Source organism: Pseudovibrio exalbescens DSM 16456 (genome assembly GCF_000422785.1).
Lineage (GTDB): Bacteria > Pseudomonadota > Alphaproteobacteria > Rhizobiales > Stappiaceae > Pseudovibrio > Pseudovibrio exalbescens.
Genome location: NZ_KE383920.1, coordinates 1 through 18,680 on the forward strand (window position 1 = coordinate 1; position 18,680 = coordinate 18,680).

Genomic DNA, 18,680 nt, shown 5'->3' on the forward strand with positions numbered 1-18,680 from the left:
TGACGACCTGGGGCAGTTCCTCGGTGAACCCGTATCCGTCTGCCATCACCCACCGATGTCATGCCGGACATGCGCCGCGCAGATCCGGCATCCAGAGCCACCAAGCCCGGAGAGCCTGGCCACCGCTCCGCTGGATCCCGCGTCAAGCGCGGGAGGACAAATGAGGCAACGAAAGGAAAGCGGGAAAGAGGATAAAGCCCCGGCAAGGGCATATGAGGAGGGATGCAACAATCAGCGGCTTCACAATAAAATAGGCCGAGCGACCACTACCACCCGCTTCATGCGGGACACAGATCCGGCATCCAAAGCCACCAAGCCCGGAGAACCTGGCCACCGCTCCGCTGGATCCCGCGTCAAGCGCGGGATGACAAATGAGGCAACGGGAGGGGGCGGGCGAAATTTTCAGTCGCATCGGAGGGCGTGTGCAGGTGTGACCTGTTGCAGCCTCGTCAACTGACATCATCCTCGGTTTTGCCAAGATCTCTGAATATAGGTGTTTCACCCAGCATCTCCTCGAGCGTCTTGATGCGCTCCGTGCTGCGGCTGGCATGACGTTTCTGGATTTGCGCGATCATGGCCTCTACGATCAGGTTCAATGCCAGTGATGAATCCCAGGCCGAGGGGGCCTCAACCATAGCGCGGAAAGAGGCCGAGGCCTGCTTTTCGATGGGTGAGCCCCACTGATCCGTAAACAGGATGATTCGAGCGCCCTGACCCACGGCAAGCGATGCAAGGCGCTCCAGATCTTTTTCGTAGCGCCGTATGTCAAACAACACCAGCACTGTGTCTGCCGTGAAATCCAGCAGCGTCTGAGGCCAAACATTTGGCGAGGAGTCCATCAGGGTGACGCCGGGCCGAATAATCTGCAAGTGATTGAAAAAATTTTGCGCATTTGCGCGGGTTATCCGACCTCCCAGCAGATACACAGCTTTGCTTGTGTCCGCGAGTTCTTCCGTAACATCATCGAATGCGGCCAAATCCAGATGGGATAGGGTGCGATTGATATTACTGACTGCTTGCTGAGCAAAGCGGTTGAGAATGTGGTCCTGCTGGCCGGCCATCTCTGCGGCCTCAAGCTTTGCCAAGGGCTTCTTGATCCGATCGGCCAATTCCGCCCTGATGGCGTTTTGCATATCATGAAACCCGTCGAAGCCCAGCTTGCGCGCAAATCGCACAATGGTAGGCGTGGAGACCTCCGCCGCCTCGGCCAGCTTCGTGATGGATTGTAGCGCAACCTCCAGCGATTCACCTTGAAAAAACGGTGCAACGCGGCGCTCTGCCGGGGTGAATTGACGGGAGTGTGCTTTCACCAGATCCCTGACGAGGGGCTTTTCATCCATCCACTTGCCTAACACGCTGATCAATCTCTCATTGTAATATAGTATACAGAAAAATTATTGACAAAGAAATATATTCTGTAATTACTGTTACGTAAGAGGGGTAAGAAAAAGAACCTAAGTGAGATAACTATGCCGGACGATAATTGGTCGCCGGTAGGCGTGCGGGGTGTGTTTGGGCGCTCTCCGATCGTACTTGCGTGCGAGCATGCCTCCCGTCATATACCGGTTGAATTGAATAATCTGGGCTTGGATGAGGCCGCGCGGATTTCTCACGCAGCGTGGGATCCCGGCGCGCTCCACGTGGCTGAAAAGCTGTGTGATCTGCTCAAGGCGCCGCTGATCTTTGGCGGCGTGTCGCGGTTGGTTTATGATTGCAACCGCCCCCCGGAAGCCTCCGACTGCGTTCCCGCCCGTAGTGAAATCTTTGAGATCCCCGGCAATGCTGCTTTGACCGACCAGGAAAAAGACCGGCGGTTTGCTCTCGTTCATGAGCCTTTTCATACCACGCTTGCAAATGCGATCACCCAACAACAGCGGGCGCTGGCCGAGCCCATCGTGCTGGTCACCGTTCACAGCTTTACGCCAGTATATCATGGTGAGCGGCGATCTGTTGAGATTGGATACCTTTACGATACCCGAAGTGATCTCAGTGAAGCGGCGTGCACGACGGAGCAGACCAAGGGCCAGTATAGCGCAGCTTTGAATGAACCGTACGGGCCGGGAGATGGTGTGACCTACACCTTGCGAAAGCATGCGGAAGCGAACGGTCTGTCCTCCACCATGATTGAGATCCGCAACGATTTGATCCTGACACAGGAAGCGGCGCATTCCATGGCCAGCCACTTGGCCGGGGTACTGCGGACGGCATTAGCCAGCCTCTCGCGATCGCAAGAAGGAAGGAGCACGTCCTGATGGAGCTTTACATTCGCTTCGTCGAGAGGATCAACCGGCGTATTGGTCGGGTTGCCATGTATGGCATCTTCGTCATCATGGCCATTCTGCTTTGGTCCTCCATCTCTAAAACATTCTTCAATCCATCTTTATGGACACTGGAAATGGCTCAGTTTGCCATGGTCGCCTATTACATTCTGGGCGGGCCGTATTCCATTCAGATGGGCGCCAACGTACGGATGGATCTGCTCTATGGAGGCTGGAGCGTCCGTCGCAAGGCTGTCGTAGACTGTATTACAGTGCTGTTTCTTATCTTCTACCTTTCCGTGCTGCTTTGGGGTGGCATCGACAGCACGATTTATTCCTTTCAGTACGGCGGTGAACGAAGCCCAACGGCGTGGCGCCCCTATCTTTGGCCGATCAAGGTGATCATGTGCTTCGGCATTGTCCTCATGCTGCTGCAGGCCATTGCGGAACTATTCAAGGACATCCTGCGCCTGCGAACGAAAGGGGGCATCGATGTCCTATGAGATGATTGCCATTTTCATGTTTGCCACCATGATGGCCATGTTGCTGACGGGCCAGCGTGTGTTCGGTGCTATCGGCTTTGTGGCGGTTGTCGCCGCTCTGGCGCTATGGGGCGATCGGGGCGGTTATGACATCGCGTTTTCAAGCGCCATGAAGCTGATGAAGTGGTACCCGCTTCTCACCCTGCCCATGTTCATTTTCATGGGCTATGTGCTTTCGGAATCCCGCATCGCAGATGATCTTTACCGTATGTTTCATGTCTGGATGGGCGGTGTTCAGGGTGGGTTGGCGATCGGCACAATCGGTCTGATGGTGTTGATTTCCGCCATGAATGGCTTGTCCGTTGCAGGCATGGCCATTGGTGCCACTGTTGCTCTGCCAGAACTGCTCAAACGGAACTATGACAAGCGAATGGTCACCGGCGTCATCCAGGCGGGGTCCTCACTGGGCATTCTGGTGCCGCCTTCAGTGGTGCTGGTGCTCTATGCCATGATCGCTCGGCAGCCGGTCGGCCAGCTTTGGCTGGCTGGTGCCATTCCCGGTCTGATGATGGCGACCATGTTCATCTTCTACATTGTGATCCGCTGCCGATTGAACCCGGAGCTGGGACCGGTGCTCAGCAAGGAAGATCGGGATCTGCCTCTGGGCGAGAAGCTTGCCTTGTTGCGCGCAGGCCTGCTGCCGGTTGGCATTTTCGCGTCAATGATGGTGCCGTTCGTCAATGGCTGGACCTCCTTGGTGGAAAGCTCTGCTATCGGGGCACTGGCAGCTTTTGCCGCTGCCGTTCTGAAGGGACGCATGACACGTGAGGTCTTTGAAACCTCGCTTCGTCAAACCCTGGGCATCTCCTGCATGTTCATGTGGATCATCCTTGCCGCACTGGCCTTTGGCGCCGTTTTCGACGGTCTGGGTGCCGTGAATGCCATCCGCGATTTGTTTACCGAGCAGCTGGGCCTCAGCCCGTGGATGATCCTGATCCTCATGCAACTGAGCTTCATCATCATGGGTACCTTCCTTGATGATACGGCCATGTTGGTTATCGTGGCGCCCCTTTACGTGCCGTTGGTCAAGGTCTTGGGCTTTGATCTGGTCTGGTACGGCGTCCTTTACACCATCACCACGCAGATCGCCTACATGACACCGCCATTCGGCTACAACCTGTTCCTCATGCGCGCCATGGCGCCACCGGAAATCACGCTGCGCGACATTTACGGCTCCATCCTTCCTTTTGTTCTGGTGATGGTACTGGCTTTGTCGCTGGTGATGATTTTTCCGCAGATCGCGTTGTGGCTACCTGAAACCATCTATCAGAACTAACCAAAAGAGAGCTTTGCCAAAAGGCCAGAAAACTCAACCTTCCAAGGGAGTCTCGTTATGACAACAAGACGCAAGTTTCTGAAAACCGCAGGTGTCGGCCTTGCCGCCGCACCACTGGCAACCCCGGCACTGGCCCAGTCCACCATTCGCTGGCGGATGCAGACCTATGCCGGTCCGGCACTGGCCGAGCATGTCATCAAGCCAGCCATTGACATGTTCAACAAGATCGCCGGCGACCGTATGCAGATCGAGTTGTTCTTTGCAGATCAGCTGGTGCCGACCGGAGAGCTTTTCCGGGCGCTGCAGCGCGGCACGATTGACGCTGTCCAGTCCGACGATGACTCAATGGCATCGCCGACTGAAGTTGCCGTGTTCGGTGGCTACTTTCCATTTGCCTCCCGCTATTCACTGGATGTGCCTGTCCTGTTCAACCAGTACGGCCTGGCAGAAATCTGGGATGCTGAATACTCCAAGGTGGGCGTAAAACACATTTCAGCCGGGGCGTGGGATCCTTGCCACTTTGCTACCAAGGATCCGATCCGGTCGCTGGAAGACCTGAAGGGCAAGCGTGTCTTCACCTTCCCAACGGCTGGTCGGTTCCTGTCCCGCTTCGGTGTTGTGCCAGTAACTTTGCCTTGGGAAGACATTGAGGTTGCTGTTCAGACCGGAGAGCTGGATGGGGTTGCCTGGTCAGGCATCACGGAAGACTACACGGTCGGCTGGGCGGATGTGACCAACTACTTCCTCACCAATAACATCTCGGGTGCTTGGGCTGGCTCTTTCTTTGCCAACATGGAACGCTGGAATGAGCTGCCAGAGGATCTGCGCACCCTGTTCCAGGTCTGTTGTGATCAGTCGCACTACTATCGCCAATGGTGGTACTGGGGCGGCGAAGCGAACCTGCGCGTCAACGGCACAAAAATGGAACTGACCTCCATTCCAGATGCAGAATGGGCACAAGTGGAAGAGGCCGCCTTGTCTTTCTGGGATGAGATTGCCGAAGAGTCTGAAACCAAGGCCAAGGTCGTAGAGATCTTCAAGAAGTATAACGCCGACATGCAAAAAGCAGGGCGTCCATACCGCTACACCTGATCCTTGTGAGACCGGATGGCTCCTGAATGCGGTCAAGCATTCAGGAGCTCCCCATGAAAGAGCACTCAATGAACGGGCAACTCAATCTAGATACATTGCAAGGTCTCATTGCCGATGGCAACATTGATACGGTGCTGACCTGCATCGTGGATATTCAGGGTCGGTTGATGGGCAAGCGGTTCCATGCCGAAGCCTTTCTTGAAATGGCGGAGGACGAGACCCACTGCTGCAACTACCTTCTGGCGACAGACCTTGAGATGGCCACACCCGATGGTTTCGCGTCGACAAGCTGGCAGCAGGGATACGGTGACTATGTCATGAAGCCGGATCTGACCACGCTTCGTCTGGTGCCGTGGATCGAGGGTACGGCGATGGTACTCTGTGACGTGTTGGATCATCATACCCACCAGCCTGTTCCCATCGCGCCGCGCGCCGTTTTGCAAAAACAGGTGGCACGCGCCGAGGCGATGGGATTGACGCCGGTGATGGCGACGGAACTGGAATTCTTCCTGTTCAATGGCACGCATGATGAAATCACACGAAACGGCTTCCAAAACCTGCAGCCTATTTCGAATTACAATCAGGACTACCACATCTTCCAAACTTCCAAGGAAGAACATGTGATGCGCCCGATCCGCAACAAGTTGCGGGAGATGGGCATTCCCGTGGAGGGTACGAAGGGGGAGGCTGAAGCTGGTCAGGAAGAACTCAACATCAAGTATGCTGAGGCCCTGTTGACCGCAGATCATCACACGCTGGCCAAGCACGCCGTCAAGGAAATCGCCCACATGAACGGCCATGCAGCCACGTTTTTGCCAAAACTGGCCGTAAACAAGGTGGGGAGTGCCGCCCATGTCCATCAATCCATGTGGCGTGAGGGCGAGAATGCTTTTTATGATCCGGCTCGACCGCTCGGTAAATCCCGGCTGATGGACCACTACATGGCTGGTCTGATCAAGTATGCCGCTGATTACACATACTTTTTGGCTCCCTACATCAACAGTTACAAACGCTTTGCAAGGGGCACATTCGCACCAACGCAAATTGTGTGGTCCGTCGACAATCGCACGGCTGCGTATCGCCTCGTTGCCGATGGTACTCCCGGTGTTCGCGTTGAGTGCCGCACACCCGGTTCCGATATGAACCCGTATCTGGCTCAAGCAGCTCAACTGGCCGCTGGGTTGAAGGGTATCGAAGACGAGCTGGAATTGCCTGAACCGTTTTCGGGGGATGCCTATTCTGATGACGATGAGCACCATATCCCGCGCAACCTGCGCGACGCACGGGATGCGATGATCCGATCAACCATGCTGCGAGAAGCATTTGGCGATGAAGTGATCAGTCATTATGCGCGTGCGGCTGAATGGGAACTCGAAGAATTCGACCGGGTTGTCACCGACTACGAAATAGCCCGTGGTTTTGAACGCGCCTGATGAGGTACAAATGACACAAACTCTCACATGCATCTCACCCATCGACGGGTCCGTGGTTGCCGAGCGGCAAACATTGGAAACTCGGCAGGCAAGCGAGCGTATAGCGACCCTTCGTGCTGCGCAGGCCGACTGGGCAGCGCGACCGATTGACGAGCGTATTGATCTGGTCATGGCTGGTGTCGCGCGTGTCGGGGAAATGAACGACATCATCGTTCCGGAACTGGCCCGGATGATGGGCCGTCCCGTGCGATATGGCGGAGAGTTCGGAGGGTTCAACGAGCGGGCAACGCATATGGCAGCGATTGCCAAGAGTGCCCTTACCGATATTGATGTAGGCGAAGACGCCTCTTTCAAGCGATACATAAAGCGCGTGCCTCATGGCGTGGTTTTTGTTGTCGCGCCATGGAACTATCCATACATGACGGCCATCAATACGGTTGCGCCGGCATTGATCGCTGGCAACACGGTGGTTCTGAAGCACGCCACACAAACGCTTCTTGTTGGCGAGCGGATGGCCGAAGCGTTCCACGCCGCAGGTATCCCTGAGGATGTCTTTGCCAACCTGTTCCTGTCCCATGAAACCACTTCGGAACTGATTGCGGCCAATGCCTTCGATTTTGTGAATTTCACGGGATCAGTTGGCGGTGGGCAAGCGATGGAGCGCGCCGCGGCTGGCACATTCACCGGTGTGGGAACCGAGTTGGGTGGAAAAGATCCCGGCTATGTGATGGAGGATGCCAACCTCGATGCAGCCGTTGACACGCTTGTTGATGCGGCGATGTTCAATTCCGGCCAATGCTGTTGCGGTATCGAGCGCATCTACGTTCATGAAAGCCTGTTTGATGCCTTCGTTGATAAGGCGAAGAAAATCGTCAATGGCTACAAGTTAGGTAATCCGCTTGATGCGGAGACAACCATTGGCCCCATGGCCAATACGCGTTTTGCTGCCGAGGTACGCGCTCAGATTGATGAAGCCGTCGCAGCCGGGGCCACGGCGCACATCGCCAGATTTGCGGAAGACGATGGGGCGGCTTACCTCACGCCGCAGATCCTAACCGGCGTGACCCATGACATGCGGGTCATGCGTGAGGAAAGCTTTGGGCCCGTTGTTGGCATCATGCCGGTCAAGAACGATGAAGAAGCCATCGCCTTGATGAATGATAGTGAGTTCGGTCTGACTGCGAGCTTGTGGACGCAGGACCTGGCGCGTGCGGAGCGTGTTGGTGATCAGATTGAAACCGGCACTGTATTCATGAACAGGGCGGACTATCTGGATCCGGGGCTATGCTGGACCGGATGCAAGAATACCGGGCGCGGAGGTGGTCTCTCAGTCATTGGCTACCACAACCTCACACGTCCCAAATCCTATCATCTGAAAAAGGTGACGACATGACCCTCGTTGGAAACTGGTCTTATCCCACAGCCATCAAGTTTGGGGCTGGGCGTATTCGCGAACTGGCTGAGGCCTGCGCGCAGGTGGGCATCAAACGCCCTTTGCTTGTCACCGACCGCGGGTTGGCAACATTGCCCGTTACCATGTCCACGCTGGGTGTATTGGAAGAGGCGGGGTTGGGGCGTGCGATCTTCAGTGAGGTTGATCCCAATCCAAATGAAGTGAACCTTGAAGCCGGTGTAACGGTCTTCAAAGAGGGGCAGCACGACGGTGTTATCGCCTTTGGTGGTGGTTCGGGTCTTGATCTTGGCAAGATGGTCGCGTTCATGGCGGGCCAAACCCGCCCGCTTTGGGATTTTGAGGATATTGGCGATTGGTGGACTCGCGCAAACCCGGAGACAATTGCGCCGATTATCGCGGTACCAACAACAGCAGGCACCGGATCGGAGGTCGGTCGCGCAAGCGTGATTACAAACTCGCAAACTGCGGAGAAGAAGATCATCTTCCATCCCAAGGTTTTGCCATCGGTGGTGATTTGTGATCCCGAACTGACGGTTGGCATGCCCCCTGCGATAACCGCAGGGACGGGCCTTGACGCTTTTGCCCATTGCGTTGAAGCGTTTTCGTCGCCGCACTATCATCCTATGAGTCAAGGCATCGCGTTGGAAGGCATGCGCCTTGTCATTGAAAACCTGCCTCGAGCTTACAAAGAAGGGACGGATATCGAAGCGCGCGCCCACATGATGTCGGCGGCGGCAATGGGCGCGACCGCATTCCAGAAGGGCCTAGGGGCCATTCATGCACTTAGCCATCCCATTGGGGCCATGCATCATACCCATCATGGGACGACCAATGCGATTTGCATGCCGGCAGTTTTGCAACTGAACAGGCAGGTTATCTCCGCGCGGTTTGACAAGGCAGCGGGATATCTGGGTGTAGAGGGCGGCTTCGAAGGTTTTTGTGAATTCGTCAATCGCTTCAACGACAGTCTCGGAATTCCCAAGCGAGTTTCTGATCTCGGTGCCTCAGGTTATGACATGGATCGACTGATAGAGGGGGCTTTGGCTGACCCATCGTGCGGGGGCAATCCGGTGCCGCTAACCCACGGAAATGTCAAGCAACTTTTTGAAGAGGTGCTCTGATCTTACTGAATAATGAAAGGGTCATGAGACCCTGGCTGCGTTTCGCCTCCGATGAAGTGCAGCACTGGCCCTGGCTCATATGAGCCAGGGCTTTTTACTGGCGTGATGTCCCTGCCCATCATGGGGTAGGCGACGGCTATGATGTCAGCTTGATGAGAGTATGCAGAAGCGCATTCGCCCCGTTTTCAATATCGGACCATACACTGTACTCTTCCGGGCTGTGGCTGATGCCACGCTGGCTTGGTATGAAGATGAGACCCGAGGGACACAGAGTCTGCATGGTTTGGGCATCGTGCCCGGCACCAGAGGGCATGCGTTGGTAGGTGAGCCCTAACTCCTTGACCGCGTGCTCCGTGGCTTCGGCGAGTTCTAGTGCGAGCTTCTGAGGGTCCAGCCAGCTTTTTGGTGTCAGGGTAAAGGTTAATCCGTGGCGCTCCGCCGCGTCTTCTGCGCGGCGCTGCATCGCGTCACGCAGTGCGCACATCACATCCCGACTGGTGTCCCGGATGATGATGGAAAAGGTGGCTCGCCCAGCAATGGTGTGCGGGTGGTTTGGTACCAGATCTACCTTGCCAATTGTGATGCGGCTTTGCTCTGTGCCCAATTTTGCTATGAGTTCGGGAATACTGGCTGAAATGTCTGTGAGGCCGGCAAAAGCGTCACAGCGCAAGTCCATGGGCGTTGTTCCGGAATGATTAGCCACGCCAGAAAGCTGAACCTCCAGATAGCATACGCCCGAGACTTCTTCAGCAATACCAATGGCACACCCGGCGCGCTCCAGAACCGGGCCCTGTTCGATATGCAGTTCCAGAAATGCTTTGACGTCCTGCGGGCTACGCCGGGCTTCAGGAACACGCGCCCAATCAAGTCCGGCGACCCTCATGGCCTCCTTAAGCAGTACGCCATCTGAATCTCGGGCCGAATTGACCCAGTCCAGACTCGCCTGTCCGGTCATGGCTTGAGAGCCCAACATGCCTCCGAACCGGCCTTCTTCCTCTGAGGTTGCCACCACTTCAATGGCGCAGCTTGGGGCGTAGTTGGCATCGCGTAGCGCAAGTGCTGCTTCCAGCGCTGCACAAGCGCCCAGCGACCCGTCGAACGCGCCGCCATCAGCCACCGTGTCCAGATGAGAGCCAACAATCACACAAGGTCCGTCTGCAGGCCCGAACCTTCCGAAAACGTTGCCGACCGGATCCATCCGCACGTCCAAGCCTTCAGCCTGCATTTTTTCCATGAACCAGTTTCGGCATGCCATGTCTGATTCTGAAAAAGCCAGCCGGTTGTATCCACCTGTCTCCGGTGAGAATCCGAACTGATTGACGCCATCAAGCAGGCTTTTGAGGCGGGTGCCATCCACGGAAACTGTGGCGTGTTTCATACGGATTTCTCCATAGTTGGGAACAGGTTAAGCGATTGTCGGAGGTGAGGTGCAACTTCAGATTTGGTTTTATTATGAATTAAAGATTGCATGAGGACAATTAATTATGAATAATTATTTTCATAAATAACCAGGGGAACAAGTCATGAGAAAGTTTATTGCTGGGGTGCTCGCCTCGGCCTTTCTGGCGTTTGCGCCTGCCGCAACCGCGCAGATTCCGCCCAACGTTCTTGTGGTCGGTCAGATTGCCGAACCCAAGTCACTGGACCCACATGCTGTTACCGCGGTGAATGACTTCCGCATTCTGATGAACATGTACGACGGGTTGGTTCGTTACAAGGACGGGACACTTGAGGTGGAGCCTGCGCTCGCCGAAAGCTGGACCATCTCCGAAGATGGGACAACCTATACCTTCAAGCTGCGTGAAGGGGTGACTTTCCATGACGGGTCGGCGTTTGATGCAGAAGCGGTGAAGTTCAATTTTGATCGCATGCTCAACGAAGATCATCCATATCACGACACTGGGCCGTTCCCGCTGGCATTCTTCTTTTCATCGGTCGAAGATGTTGAAGTTGTTGACGAGTTTACAGTTGCCTTCAATCTGTCCGAGCCATATGCGCCGTTCCTGTCCAATCTGGCCTATCCCACTGGGCTGATCGTTTCTCCGACGGCCGTGGCGGAATATGGAGAGAACTTTGGCCGTCATCCAACCGGCACCGGCGCCTACAAGTTCGGCGAATGGGAAGCCAACGCCAAGGTTGTTGCTGTCCGCAATGAAGAGTACTGGGATGGTGCACCGGCTCTGGAAGCCGTCATCTATCGCCCCATCACGGATGCCAACACCCGTGTTGCGGAAATGTTGTCGGGCGGTCTGGACATCATGGTGGAGGTTCCACCGGACAGCTTGCAGCAGTTCAAGGGCGACAATGCGTATGCCGTGCATGAGCAGGCTGGGCCACACGTCTGGTTCTTGATCCTGAATGCCAAGGAAGCGCCGTTCAATGTCAAGGCAGCGCGTCAGGCAGCCAATTATGCGATCAACAAGACGGCTTTGGTGGAGAACATTCTGCAAGGGACCGCGGACGTGGCTGCCGGCCCGACACCTCCCGCGTTTGCATGGGCATATAACGAAGCGCTGGAGCCATACCCCTATGATCCTGCCAAAGCCAAGGAACTTTTGGCGGAGGCCGGATACGACGGTGAAGAAGTTACGTTCTACGTGACCGAAGGCGGCTCCGGCATGCTGGATCCGATTGCCATGGGAACGGCCATTCAGGCCGATCTTGAAGCTGTCGGGATGGACGTAAAGATAGAGACTTACGAATGGAACACCTTCCTGGGCAAAGTGAACCCGGGTCTGGAAGGCAAGGCCAACATGGCCGAAATGGCCTGGATGACCAACGATCCTGATACGCTACCGTTCCTGGCTTTGCGCTCCGATGCTTTCCCAGACAAGGGAGGGTTCAACTCAGGCTACTATTCCAATCCGGAGGTGGACACCTTGCTTGAAGCAGCGCGGCGCGAAACCGATCAGGAAAAGCGCGCTCAGCTCTACAAGCAGATGCAGGAGATCGTGCAGGAAGATGCCCCGTGGGTATTCGTGGCAAACTGGAAGCAGAACGCCGTTACCCGTGCTGAAGTCAAGGACTTTAAGCTTCAGCCGTCCTTCTTCCTGATGCTTCAGGACGTGAAAAAGTAAACACGCTTTTATCGCGTGACTCCGGCGGCGCCGCCATGTGCTGCCGGAGTTTGTTTTTGATGCCAGCGAGGGTGCTGCCTTGTCCGCCTACATATTGAAACGTCTATTGACGGCGATCCCCGTTCTGTTCGGCCTTACCATTATCGTGTTCTTGATCATGGCCATGATACCGGGGGATCCGGCAACCGCCATTCTCGGTTCTTATGCAACACCGGAAAACGTGGCGAAGCTCAATCAGGATCTTGGGCTCGATAAAACGCTTGTCGAGCAGTATTTCATTTGGGTTGGCAATCTGCTTCAAGGAGACCTCGGTCGCTCGTATACCTTGAATCGGCCCGTTCTGGATGAGGTCTTGGAGCGGTTCTCGGCGACGCTCATCCTTGCAGGAACGGCACTACTGCTATGTTCAGTGCTGGGGTTGATTGCCGGTATCATTTCGGCCGTTCGCCAGTATGGCTGGGCCGACAAGATGATCACGCTTTTGGTTCTGGTTGGGATCTCGACACCATCGTTCTGGCTCGGCCTTCTGATGATCTTGTTCTTCGCAGTCAAGGTTCGGTTGTTTCCGGCTTCAGGCATGTATGCGATTTACGGCGGCGGAGATCTGCCGGACCTGCTTCACCATCTTGCGATGCCCGCGTTCACGTTGTCCGTAGTGGCAACCGGTGTCATCGCCCGGCTCACCCGAACAGCCATGCTGGAAGTTTTACGACAGGATTATATCAGAACCGCCCGCGCCAAGGGGCTGAGCGAGCGCAAGGTCATATACAAACACGCTTTCAAGGCCGCATTGGTCAGCGTTGTTCCGGTCATCGGCATTCAGGCCGGATTTGTTATCGGCGGAGCTGTTTACATCGAAACGGTTTTTCAATGGCCCGGGATCGGGTCCATGTTGGTCACAGCCATTTCAACGAGAGACTTGCTGTTGGTACAAGGGGGCGTCCTTATCGTCGCTGCTTCCTATGTCCTCTTCAATCTGATGGCTGATGTCGTCCAATCACTTCTGGATCCGAGGTTGCGTTGATGACTGCAGTGGCTGATAGCACCGTGAAAACCAAATCCCGCAGCAAGTCCTCCCGGCCGGGAACAATTGCTTTGTTGCTGAACAATACGCTGGCAGCAACCGGGCTTGCTTTGCTTGTCCTCGTCTGTCTGATTGCTTTGGCCGCGCCGATCCTGCCACTTCCGGATCCGGATGTGACGGCACCGGCACAGCGTCTGCTGCCGCCCCTCAGTCCCGATCACTTGTTGGGCACGGATCATTTGGGGCGAGATCTGCTGTCTCGCCTTGTTTGGGGCACTCGCGTTTCGTTGGCCGTTGGCCTTTCGGCGACCTTTATTGCCGCCTTTTTCGGGTCTTTGATTGGTTTGGTAGCTGGATATGCCGGAGGCCGGGTTGATAACGTGCTCATGCGCGGTATCGATATGGTGATGGCATTCCCCTATATCTTGCTGGCGCTCGCCATCGTTGCGGTGTTGGGCCCCGGCCTTTTGAATGCGCTCTACGCCATCGCGTTGGTCAACATCCCTTTCTTTGCAAGAAACATTCGCGGTGTTGCGCTGGGGTTGGCCCGGCGCGAATTTGTAGATGCTGCCCGGCTTTCTGGTAAAACCCCGATCCAGATTCTGTTCACCGAAATCCTTCCGAATGTCATGCCGGTCATCGTGGTGACCATGTCCACCACTGTGGGCTGGATGATCCTCGAAACCGCTGGTCTTTCGTTTCTCGGTCTGGGGGCCCAGCCACCGCAAGCCGATCTTGGCTCCATGTTGGGTGAGGGCAGGAAAATCCTGTTCACCGCACCGCATGTGTCCATCGTGCCCGGCCTGATGATTTTTGTCCTTGTCATGAGTATCAATCTGTTTGGGGACGGCATTCGTGATGTTCTCGATCCGCGCCTGCGTGCCGGTTCTCTCACCCGCCCGGTCGCACGCACGGCAGTCACTCGTGATCCTGGAAAGCCCGTTCCAGCACCAGGTGCAGAAGACCGTCTTTTGGACATTCGCGGCATGAAAACCGAGTTTCAGATCGGGTCGTCCATTTACAAGGCAGTTGGTGGTGTCGATCTGCACTTGAAAGAAGGGGAGTGTCTGGGCGTTGTGGGTGAGTCCGGATCCGGCAAGTCTGTAACGGCCATGTCCGTCATGGGAATGGTGCCAACCCCTCCCGGGCGCATTGTCGAGGGTGCCGCCTATCTGGATGGCGAGGATCTGTTTGCGGCTTCTGATCAAAGGATCAGGGATTTGCGTGGCGGCTCGGTCGCCTATGTATTCCAGGATCCTTTGTCTACTCTGCATCCGCTGTTCTCCATCGGGCATCAATTGGTTGAAGCCATTCAAGCTCACCAGTCATTGACCAAGTCTCAGGCGCAAGAACGGGCGGTTGAGCTTCTTTCGTTGGTGCGAATTCCAAACCCCAAAGATCGCCTGTCGGCCTATCCGCACGAACTGTCCGGAGGGATGCGGCAGAGGGTCTGCATTGCCATGGCACTGGCCAATCAGACCAAGGTTATCATCGCAGATGAGCCGACCACGGCGCTTGATGTGACTGTGCAATCGCAGATCCTGTCACTGCTCAACCGACTGCGCCGGGAACGAAATGCGGCCATTTTGTTCATCACGCATGATTTTGGCGTCGTCTCCGCGCTGTGTGATCGGGTGGCGGTGATGTATGCCGGGCGCATTGTTGAAACGGGCACAACTGAAGAGGTGTTGAACAGTCCTCAGCATCCCTATACCGCCAAGCTCATTGAATGTGTGCCGGTTCTGGGGGAACCGGATCGGCGGCTTGACGCAATTGAAGGACGCCCGCCACTGGTCAACAATTTGCCGGATGGATGCGCCTTCGCGGACCGCTGTCCGCGAGTCCAAGCGGCGTGTCGCACGGCCGATATTGATCTTGTGATGAGCACGCCGGAGCGGGGTGTTCGGTGCCTTTTCCCTTTGAAAGAGGACACAAAAATATGAGTTTGGTGCGGTCAAATGAGACACCTGTCGGTTCGGCCTCCTCCTTGCTGGCCATGAAACAGGTGGAACGACACTTCGGTGGCGAGCCGCGGCTTTTTGGCGGGCGCGCACCGACGGTTCATGCAGTACAGGGGGTGACCCTGGATGTAAAACGCGGGGAAACACTTGGCATCGTAGGTGAATCTGGATGCGGCAAGTCGACTCTGGCCCGCATGATCGTAGGGCTCGACCAACCGACTGATGGCGCGATCTATTTTGATGGCCAGGACCTGAGCGCCTTGGTGCGTCAGGACCGGCGCGCCTTGGCTCGCAAGGTGCAGTACATTTTTCAAGACCCGGTATCCTCGCTGAACCCTAGAAAGACCATCGGCCGCATTCTGGAAAGTCCCCTGAAGCATCTGACGGATCTGGATGCGAGCGGTCGGCAAGCCCGATTGCGAGAGCTTCTTGAGGCTGTGAATTTGGCGCCGGAGTTTCTAGAGCGCTATCCCCACGAGTTCTCCGGCGGGCAGGCTCAACGCATCGGCATTGCCCGTGCATTGGCCGCAGGGCCGGAGCTTCTGGTTTTGGATGAACCTGTGTCTGCTTTGGACGTTTCGGTTCAGGCTCAAGTTCTCAACCTGCTTGATGATCTGAAACAGCGCTACGGCCTGACCTACGTGTTCATCAGCCATGACCTGTCTGTGGTCGAAGCGGTGAGCGATCGAATCGCCGTCATGTACTTTGGGCGAACAGCGGAACTGGGGCCGGCTGAAGGTGTGTTCTCCGCCCCACTGCATCCCTATACCGCGTTGTTGATGAAGTCTGTTCCAGTTCCGGGCCGGCGAGATCTCACCTCCGAGGATGCCTACGCCGAGTTGCCGGATCCATTGAACCCGCCACCGGGATGTGCTTTCGCAGCGCGCTGCACTTATGCCACGGCGCAATGCACCTCTGTAAAACCGGAGCTGTCTCAGGACATTGGCGTTGATAGAGACCACTCGGCAGCTTGCTTTCATCCCTTGTCACGGACTATCTAACATCCTGAAAGGCATAATAACGAAGAACGAATGAACAGCTCTCCCAACTCAACAGACTGCGGTCTACCGCGGCGCTTGCGTCGTCCGGATATCGTGGCTCGAAATCTGCGTGAACAGATCATCGAGGCCGGCTTGCGCCCCGGCGATCGCGTTCCAAGTGAGTGGATCCAGCCGGAGACGGTGAAAGCCTCGCGAGGAACATTGCGCGAGGCCTTGAAGTTGCTGGAGTTTCAGGGCTTGATCTGGACCCGAAGTGGTCCGGGGGGAGGGGTCTTCGTTTCGAGCGTCAAGCCGTCGGATGCTATCGGTTTTCTGGACAACCTCTTTCTTTTCCAGCAGCCGTCCATTTCCGACATATACACCCTGCGCAAGCAATTGGAGCCCGAGCTGGCAGCCTCTGTTGCAGGGGCGTTGTCCGAGGAGGCATTTCAAGCCCTGCAAAGTTGCATTCGGCTTTACGAAGATGAGCCACAGACGGCGGAGCAAGAATACGCACAAAGGCTTGCAGAGCTGGATTTCCATGAAGAACTGACCCGTCATTGCCCAAATCAGATACTGGCGTTCACGTGTGCGTTCCTGCTCAGTCTGCTGCGCGACATGACGGTTTGCCGATCTATATACAGTGAGCCCAACCCGGCGCTTCGGGAAACCGGATTGCATTACCAGGTCAGGCTGTTGCGTGCCATGCGCGCCGGCGACAAGGAGCTGTGTCGGATGCTGATGCGCAATCACATGATTGAAGCCGAACGATACATGCTGGAACGTGCCGAGATGCGTGGCCCAGCCCCCCAGAAATCATGACAAGCTACAGCTGCAAGTAGACAGGTGGAAGCGCTTGAGACCCGACGGCAGGAGTGTGCCCATTGCACCAAGCGCGACGACCTTCTCAACCTCTAATTGTTCGTAGTTGCTGCGGTCAATTTGCTCTTTGGGGACTCTGGTGCTATGAGAAACCATGACAAGTTGGCTTCCTAAATCAGATCAATTATCTCGGCCCGTCTACAAGTCTCTTCAGAACGAAATAATCCATGCCATTGATCGTGGTGATTTGCAGCCCGGGGCCAGGCTGCCGACGCATCGCGATTTGGCTTATGGCTTGAACGTATCTGTCCAAACGGTCACCCGCGCCTACGAGGCCCTTCGCGACCTTGGTTATCTCAGCGGGGAAGTGGGGCGGGGAACCTTTGTTCGCGAGCGTCCCACAGAGACGCCCATGCCCTTTCTACCGACCCGGGAGAGCGAGCTTATTGACCTTTCAATGCTCAAGCCGGTCATAACCGAAATGCATCACGAAGTGCTGCAAAACTCGCTCCAACGCCTCTCCGCAAACCTCACTCCCAATCTAACCCAGTCCTTTCGCCCGGAATGCGCATTTCAAAAGCACTCCATGATTGCGTGCCGTTGGCTGCAACGGCGCAATATTCCCGCCCGTCCGGCTGAGATCTTGTTCACCAACGGGGCCTCTCCCGCACTCACCGCTGCGGTCATGACGGCGGTTCCCCCCGGGGCTGCGTTGTGCGTTGAAGAAATTAGCTTTCATAACTTGAAGCCGTTGGCGAGTTATTTGGGAATTCGCCTGTGCGTGGCGGAAATGGACGAGGAAGGTCTGACCCCCGATTCGTTTGAGGCAGTCTGTGATGAGCACAAGGTGCGCGCCGTCATGCTTTGCCCAACAGTAGCTAATCCACGATCTTCTGTGATGAGCGTGCGGCGTCGCAGAGAAATCATTCGGATCGCAGAAAAGCACGAAGTTTACATCATTGAAGACGATGTCATGGGCGCAACCGTGCGCAACGCACCGCTGACTTTCAAAGCCCTCAAACCCGATTTGACGTTCTACATAACCTCCTTCAGCAAGCAAATCATGCCGGGCCTTCGAGTGGGTATTTTGCTGGCGCCTGAAGAGATGTCGGTGGCGGCTCGGAACAGGCATCTGGTCACGAACTGGATGGCGGATGCCTTAACGGTAGAGGTTGTTTGCGGTTGGCTGGCTGACGGAACGGCAGACAAACTGGTCGAATTTCAGGCAAAGGCACTGGCCAAGCGCCACAAGCTTGTCCGTAAGGTTCTGTCGGATATAGCTTTTTACGCTCACGACAACAGCACGCATGTGTGGGTGCCCCTTCCGGATGGATGGGATGAGGCCGAATTCATCAGCCGCGCTCGCAGCGAAAACGTTGCAGTGGCAGGAAGTAAGCCTTTTGTCATGATACAATCAGCTAGCGGCGGTGAGTTGGCTCATGACAATGCCATCAGAATTGCCGTTGGGGCAGGCGATGAAGACAGGCTGAAACGCGCTCTGACCTCTCTCGGGCGTCTGATCAAGTCGAGAGCCGAAAAACCGCTGCCAACTTTTTAACGACTTCCTCAAGGTTGTGGAGCTTGTTGAACCCCGCGCAAATGCGCTGGGTAATTGTTTTGATTTATTTCTGAACGATTGTAATGATTTAATATAAGTATTGACGCTTAATTGTCCTTGTT

15 protein-coding genes are annotated in these 18,680 nt (G+C 55.7%); 13 read left to right on the forward strand and 2 right to left on the reverse strand.

Annotation, left to right across the window (positions count from 1 at the left end):
- Positions 1–449: 449 nt before the first annotated feature.
- On the reverse strand, positions 450–1,355 hold the full coding sequence (locus G512_RS0118690) for a MurR/RpiR family transcriptional regulator (RefSeq protein ID WP_228130542.1): 906 nt from the start codon (positions 1,353–1,355) through the stop codon (positions 450–452).
- A gap of 114 nt (positions 1,356–1,469) precedes the next feature.
- Between G512_RS0118690 and G512_RS0118695 the strand changes: the two genes are divergently transcribed.
- The 7 genes from G512_RS0118695 to G512_RS0118725 all read left to right on the forward strand — a co-directional run bounded on the left by G512_RS0118695 (position 1,470) and on the right by G512_RS0118725 (position 9,136).
- The gene (locus tag G512_RS0118695; protein WP_028483022.1) at positions 1,470–2,252 is read left to right on the forward strand and encodes an N-formylglutamate amidohydrolase; all 783 of its coding nucleotides are present in this window, start codon (positions 1,470–1,472) and stop codon (positions 2,250–2,252) included.
- Entirely contained in the window at positions 2,252–2,761 is a 510-nt protein-coding gene (locus G512_RS0118700; RefSeq protein ID WP_028483023.1) for a TRAP transporter small permease subunit, read from the forward strand. Before G512_RS0118695 ends, G512_RS0118700 begins: the two co-directional genes overlap by 1 nt.
- On the forward strand, positions 2,751–4,076 hold the full coding sequence (locus tag G512_RS0118705; RefSeq protein WP_028483024.1) for a TRAP transporter large permease: 1,326 nt from the start codon (positions 2,751–2,753) through the stop codon (positions 4,074–4,076). Before G512_RS0118700 ends, G512_RS0118705 begins: the two co-directional genes overlap by 11 nt.
- A gap of 57 nt (positions 4,077–4,133) precedes the next feature.
- Positions 4,134–5,168, forward strand: a complete 1,035-nt coding sequence (locus G512_RS0118710) for a TRAP transporter substrate-binding protein (protein ID WP_028483025.1) — start codon at positions 4,134–4,136, stop codon at positions 5,166–5,168.
- 68 nt (positions 5,169–5,236) lie between these two features.
- Positions 5,237–6,601 (forward strand): glutamine synthetase family protein, encoded by a 1,365-nt coding sequence (locus G512_RS0118715; protein WP_028483026.1) that lies wholly within the window; start codon positions 5,237–5,239, stop codon positions 6,599–6,601.
- A 10-nt stretch (positions 6,602–6,611) separates the two neighbouring features.
- Entirely contained in the window at positions 6,612–7,994 is a 1,383-nt protein-coding gene (locus G512_RS0118720) for an aldehyde dehydrogenase family protein (protein ID WP_028483027.1), read from the forward strand.
- A complete protein-coding gene (locus G512_RS0118725; RefSeq protein WP_028483028.1) occupies positions 7,991–9,136 on the forward strand; it encodes an iron-containing alcohol dehydrogenase in 1,146 nt (381 codons plus the stop codon). The genes G512_RS0118720 and G512_RS0118725 overlap by 4 nt, the downstream gene beginning before the upstream one ends.
- Positions 9,137–9,272: 136 nt before the next feature.
- On the opposite strand, the gene G512_RS0118730 is transcribed toward G512_RS0118725, so the two are convergent.
- Positions 9,273–10,514 carry a Zn-dependent hydrolase gene (locus G512_RS0118730; protein ID WP_028483029.1) on the reverse strand — a complete coding sequence of 414 codons (1,242 nt, stop codon included), beginning with the start codon at positions 10,512–10,514 and terminating at the stop codon, positions 9,273–9,275.
- A 145-nt stretch (positions 10,515–10,659) separates the two neighbouring features.
- Here G512_RS0118730 and G512_RS0118735 point away from each other — a divergent pair, with 145 nt between their 5' ends.
- The 6 genes from G512_RS0118735 (at position 10,660) to ehuR (ending at position 18,558) form a co-directional block, all read left to right on the forward strand.
- The gene (locus G512_RS0118735) at positions 10,660–12,213 is read left to right on the forward strand and encodes an ABC transporter substrate-binding protein (protein ID WP_028483030.1); all 1,554 of its coding nucleotides are present in this window, start codon (positions 10,660–10,662) and stop codon (positions 12,211–12,213) included.
- A gap of 79 nt (positions 12,214–12,292) precedes the next feature.
- Entirely contained in the window at positions 12,293–13,237 is a 945-nt protein-coding gene (locus G512_RS0118740; protein WP_028483031.1) for an ABC transporter permease, read from the forward strand.
- On the forward strand, positions 13,237–15,180 hold the full coding sequence (locus G512_RS0118745) for a dipeptide/oligopeptide/nickel ABC transporter permease/ATP-binding protein (RefSeq protein WP_028483032.1): 1,944 nt from the start codon (positions 13,237–13,239) through the stop codon (positions 15,178–15,180). The genes G512_RS0118740 and G512_RS0118745 overlap by 1 nt, the downstream gene beginning before the upstream one ends.
- Complete coding sequence (locus G512_RS0118750) at positions 15,177–16,199, forward strand: ABC transporter ATP-binding protein (protein WP_081657574.1); 1,023 nt, start codon at positions 15,177–15,179, stop codon at positions 16,197–16,199. Before G512_RS0118745 ends, G512_RS0118750 begins: the two co-directional genes overlap by 4 nt.
- 30 nt (positions 16,200–16,229) lie before the next feature.
- Positions 16,230–17,000 carry a FadR/GntR family transcriptional regulator gene (locus G512_RS0118755; protein ID WP_028483034.1) on the forward strand — a complete coding sequence of 257 codons (771 nt, stop codon included), beginning with the start codon at positions 16,230–16,232 and terminating at the stop codon, positions 16,998–17,000.
- A gap of 154 nt (positions 17,001–17,154) precedes the next feature.
- Positions 17,155–18,558 carry a MocR-like ectoine utilization transcription factor EhuR gene (ehuR, locus tag G512_RS0118760; RefSeq protein ID WP_028483035.1) on the forward strand — a complete coding sequence of 468 codons (1,404 nt, stop codon included), beginning with the start codon at positions 17,155–17,157 and terminating at the stop codon, positions 18,556–18,558.
- The last annotated feature ends 122 nt before the right edge of the window (positions 18,559–18,680 follow it).

Bases quoted from the DNA above. Each gene is read 5' to 3' on its own strand.
- G512_RS0118695 (WP_028483022.1), top strand. From the start codon at position 1,470: ATGCCGGACGATAATTGGTCGCCGGTAGGCGTGCGGGGTGTGTTTGGG.
- G512_RS0118700 (WP_028483023.1), top strand. From the start codon at position 2,252: ATGGAGCTTTACATTCGCTTCGTCGAGAGGATCAACCGGCGTATTGGT.
- G512_RS0118705 (WP_028483024.1), top strand. From the start codon at position 2,751: ATGTCCTATGAGATGATTGCCATTTTCATGTTTGCCACCATGATGGCC.
- G512_RS0118710 (WP_028483025.1), top strand. From the start codon at position 4,134: ATGACAACAAGACGCAAGTTTCTGAAAACCGCAGGTGTCGGCCTTGCC.
- G512_RS0118715 (WP_028483026.1), top strand. From the start codon at position 5,237: ATGAACGGGCAACTCAATCTAGATACATTGCAAGGTCTCATTGCCGAT.
- G512_RS0118720 (WP_028483027.1), top strand. From the start codon at position 6,612: ATGACACAAACTCTCACATGCATCTCACCCATCGACGGGTCCGTGGTT.
- G512_RS0118725 (WP_028483028.1), top strand. From the start codon at position 7,991: ATGACCCTCGTTGGAAACTGGTCTTATCCCACAGCCATCAAGTTTGGG.
- G512_RS0118730 (WP_028483029.1), bottom strand. From the start codon at position 10,514: ATGAAACACGCCACAGTTTCCGTGGATGGCACCCGCCTCAAAAGCCTG.
- G512_RS0118735 (WP_028483030.1), top strand. From the start codon at position 10,660: ATGAGAAAGTTTATTGCTGGGGTGCTCGCCTCGGCCTTTCTGGCGTTT.
- G512_RS0118745 (WP_028483032.1), top strand. From the start codon at position 13,237: ATGACTGCAGTGGCTGATAGCACCGTGAAAACCAAATCCCGCAGCAAG.
- G512_RS0118750 (WP_081657574.1), top strand. From the start codon at position 15,177: ATGAGTTTGGTGCGGTCAAATGAGACACCTGTCGGTTCGGCCTCCTCC.
- G512_RS0118755 (WP_028483034.1), top strand. From the start codon at position 16,230: ATGAACAGCTCTCCCAACTCAACAGACTGCGGTCTACCGCGGCGCTTG.
- ehuR (WP_028483035.1), top strand. From the start codon at position 17,155: ATGACAAGTTGGCTTCCTAAATCAGATCAATTATCTCGGCCCGTCTAC.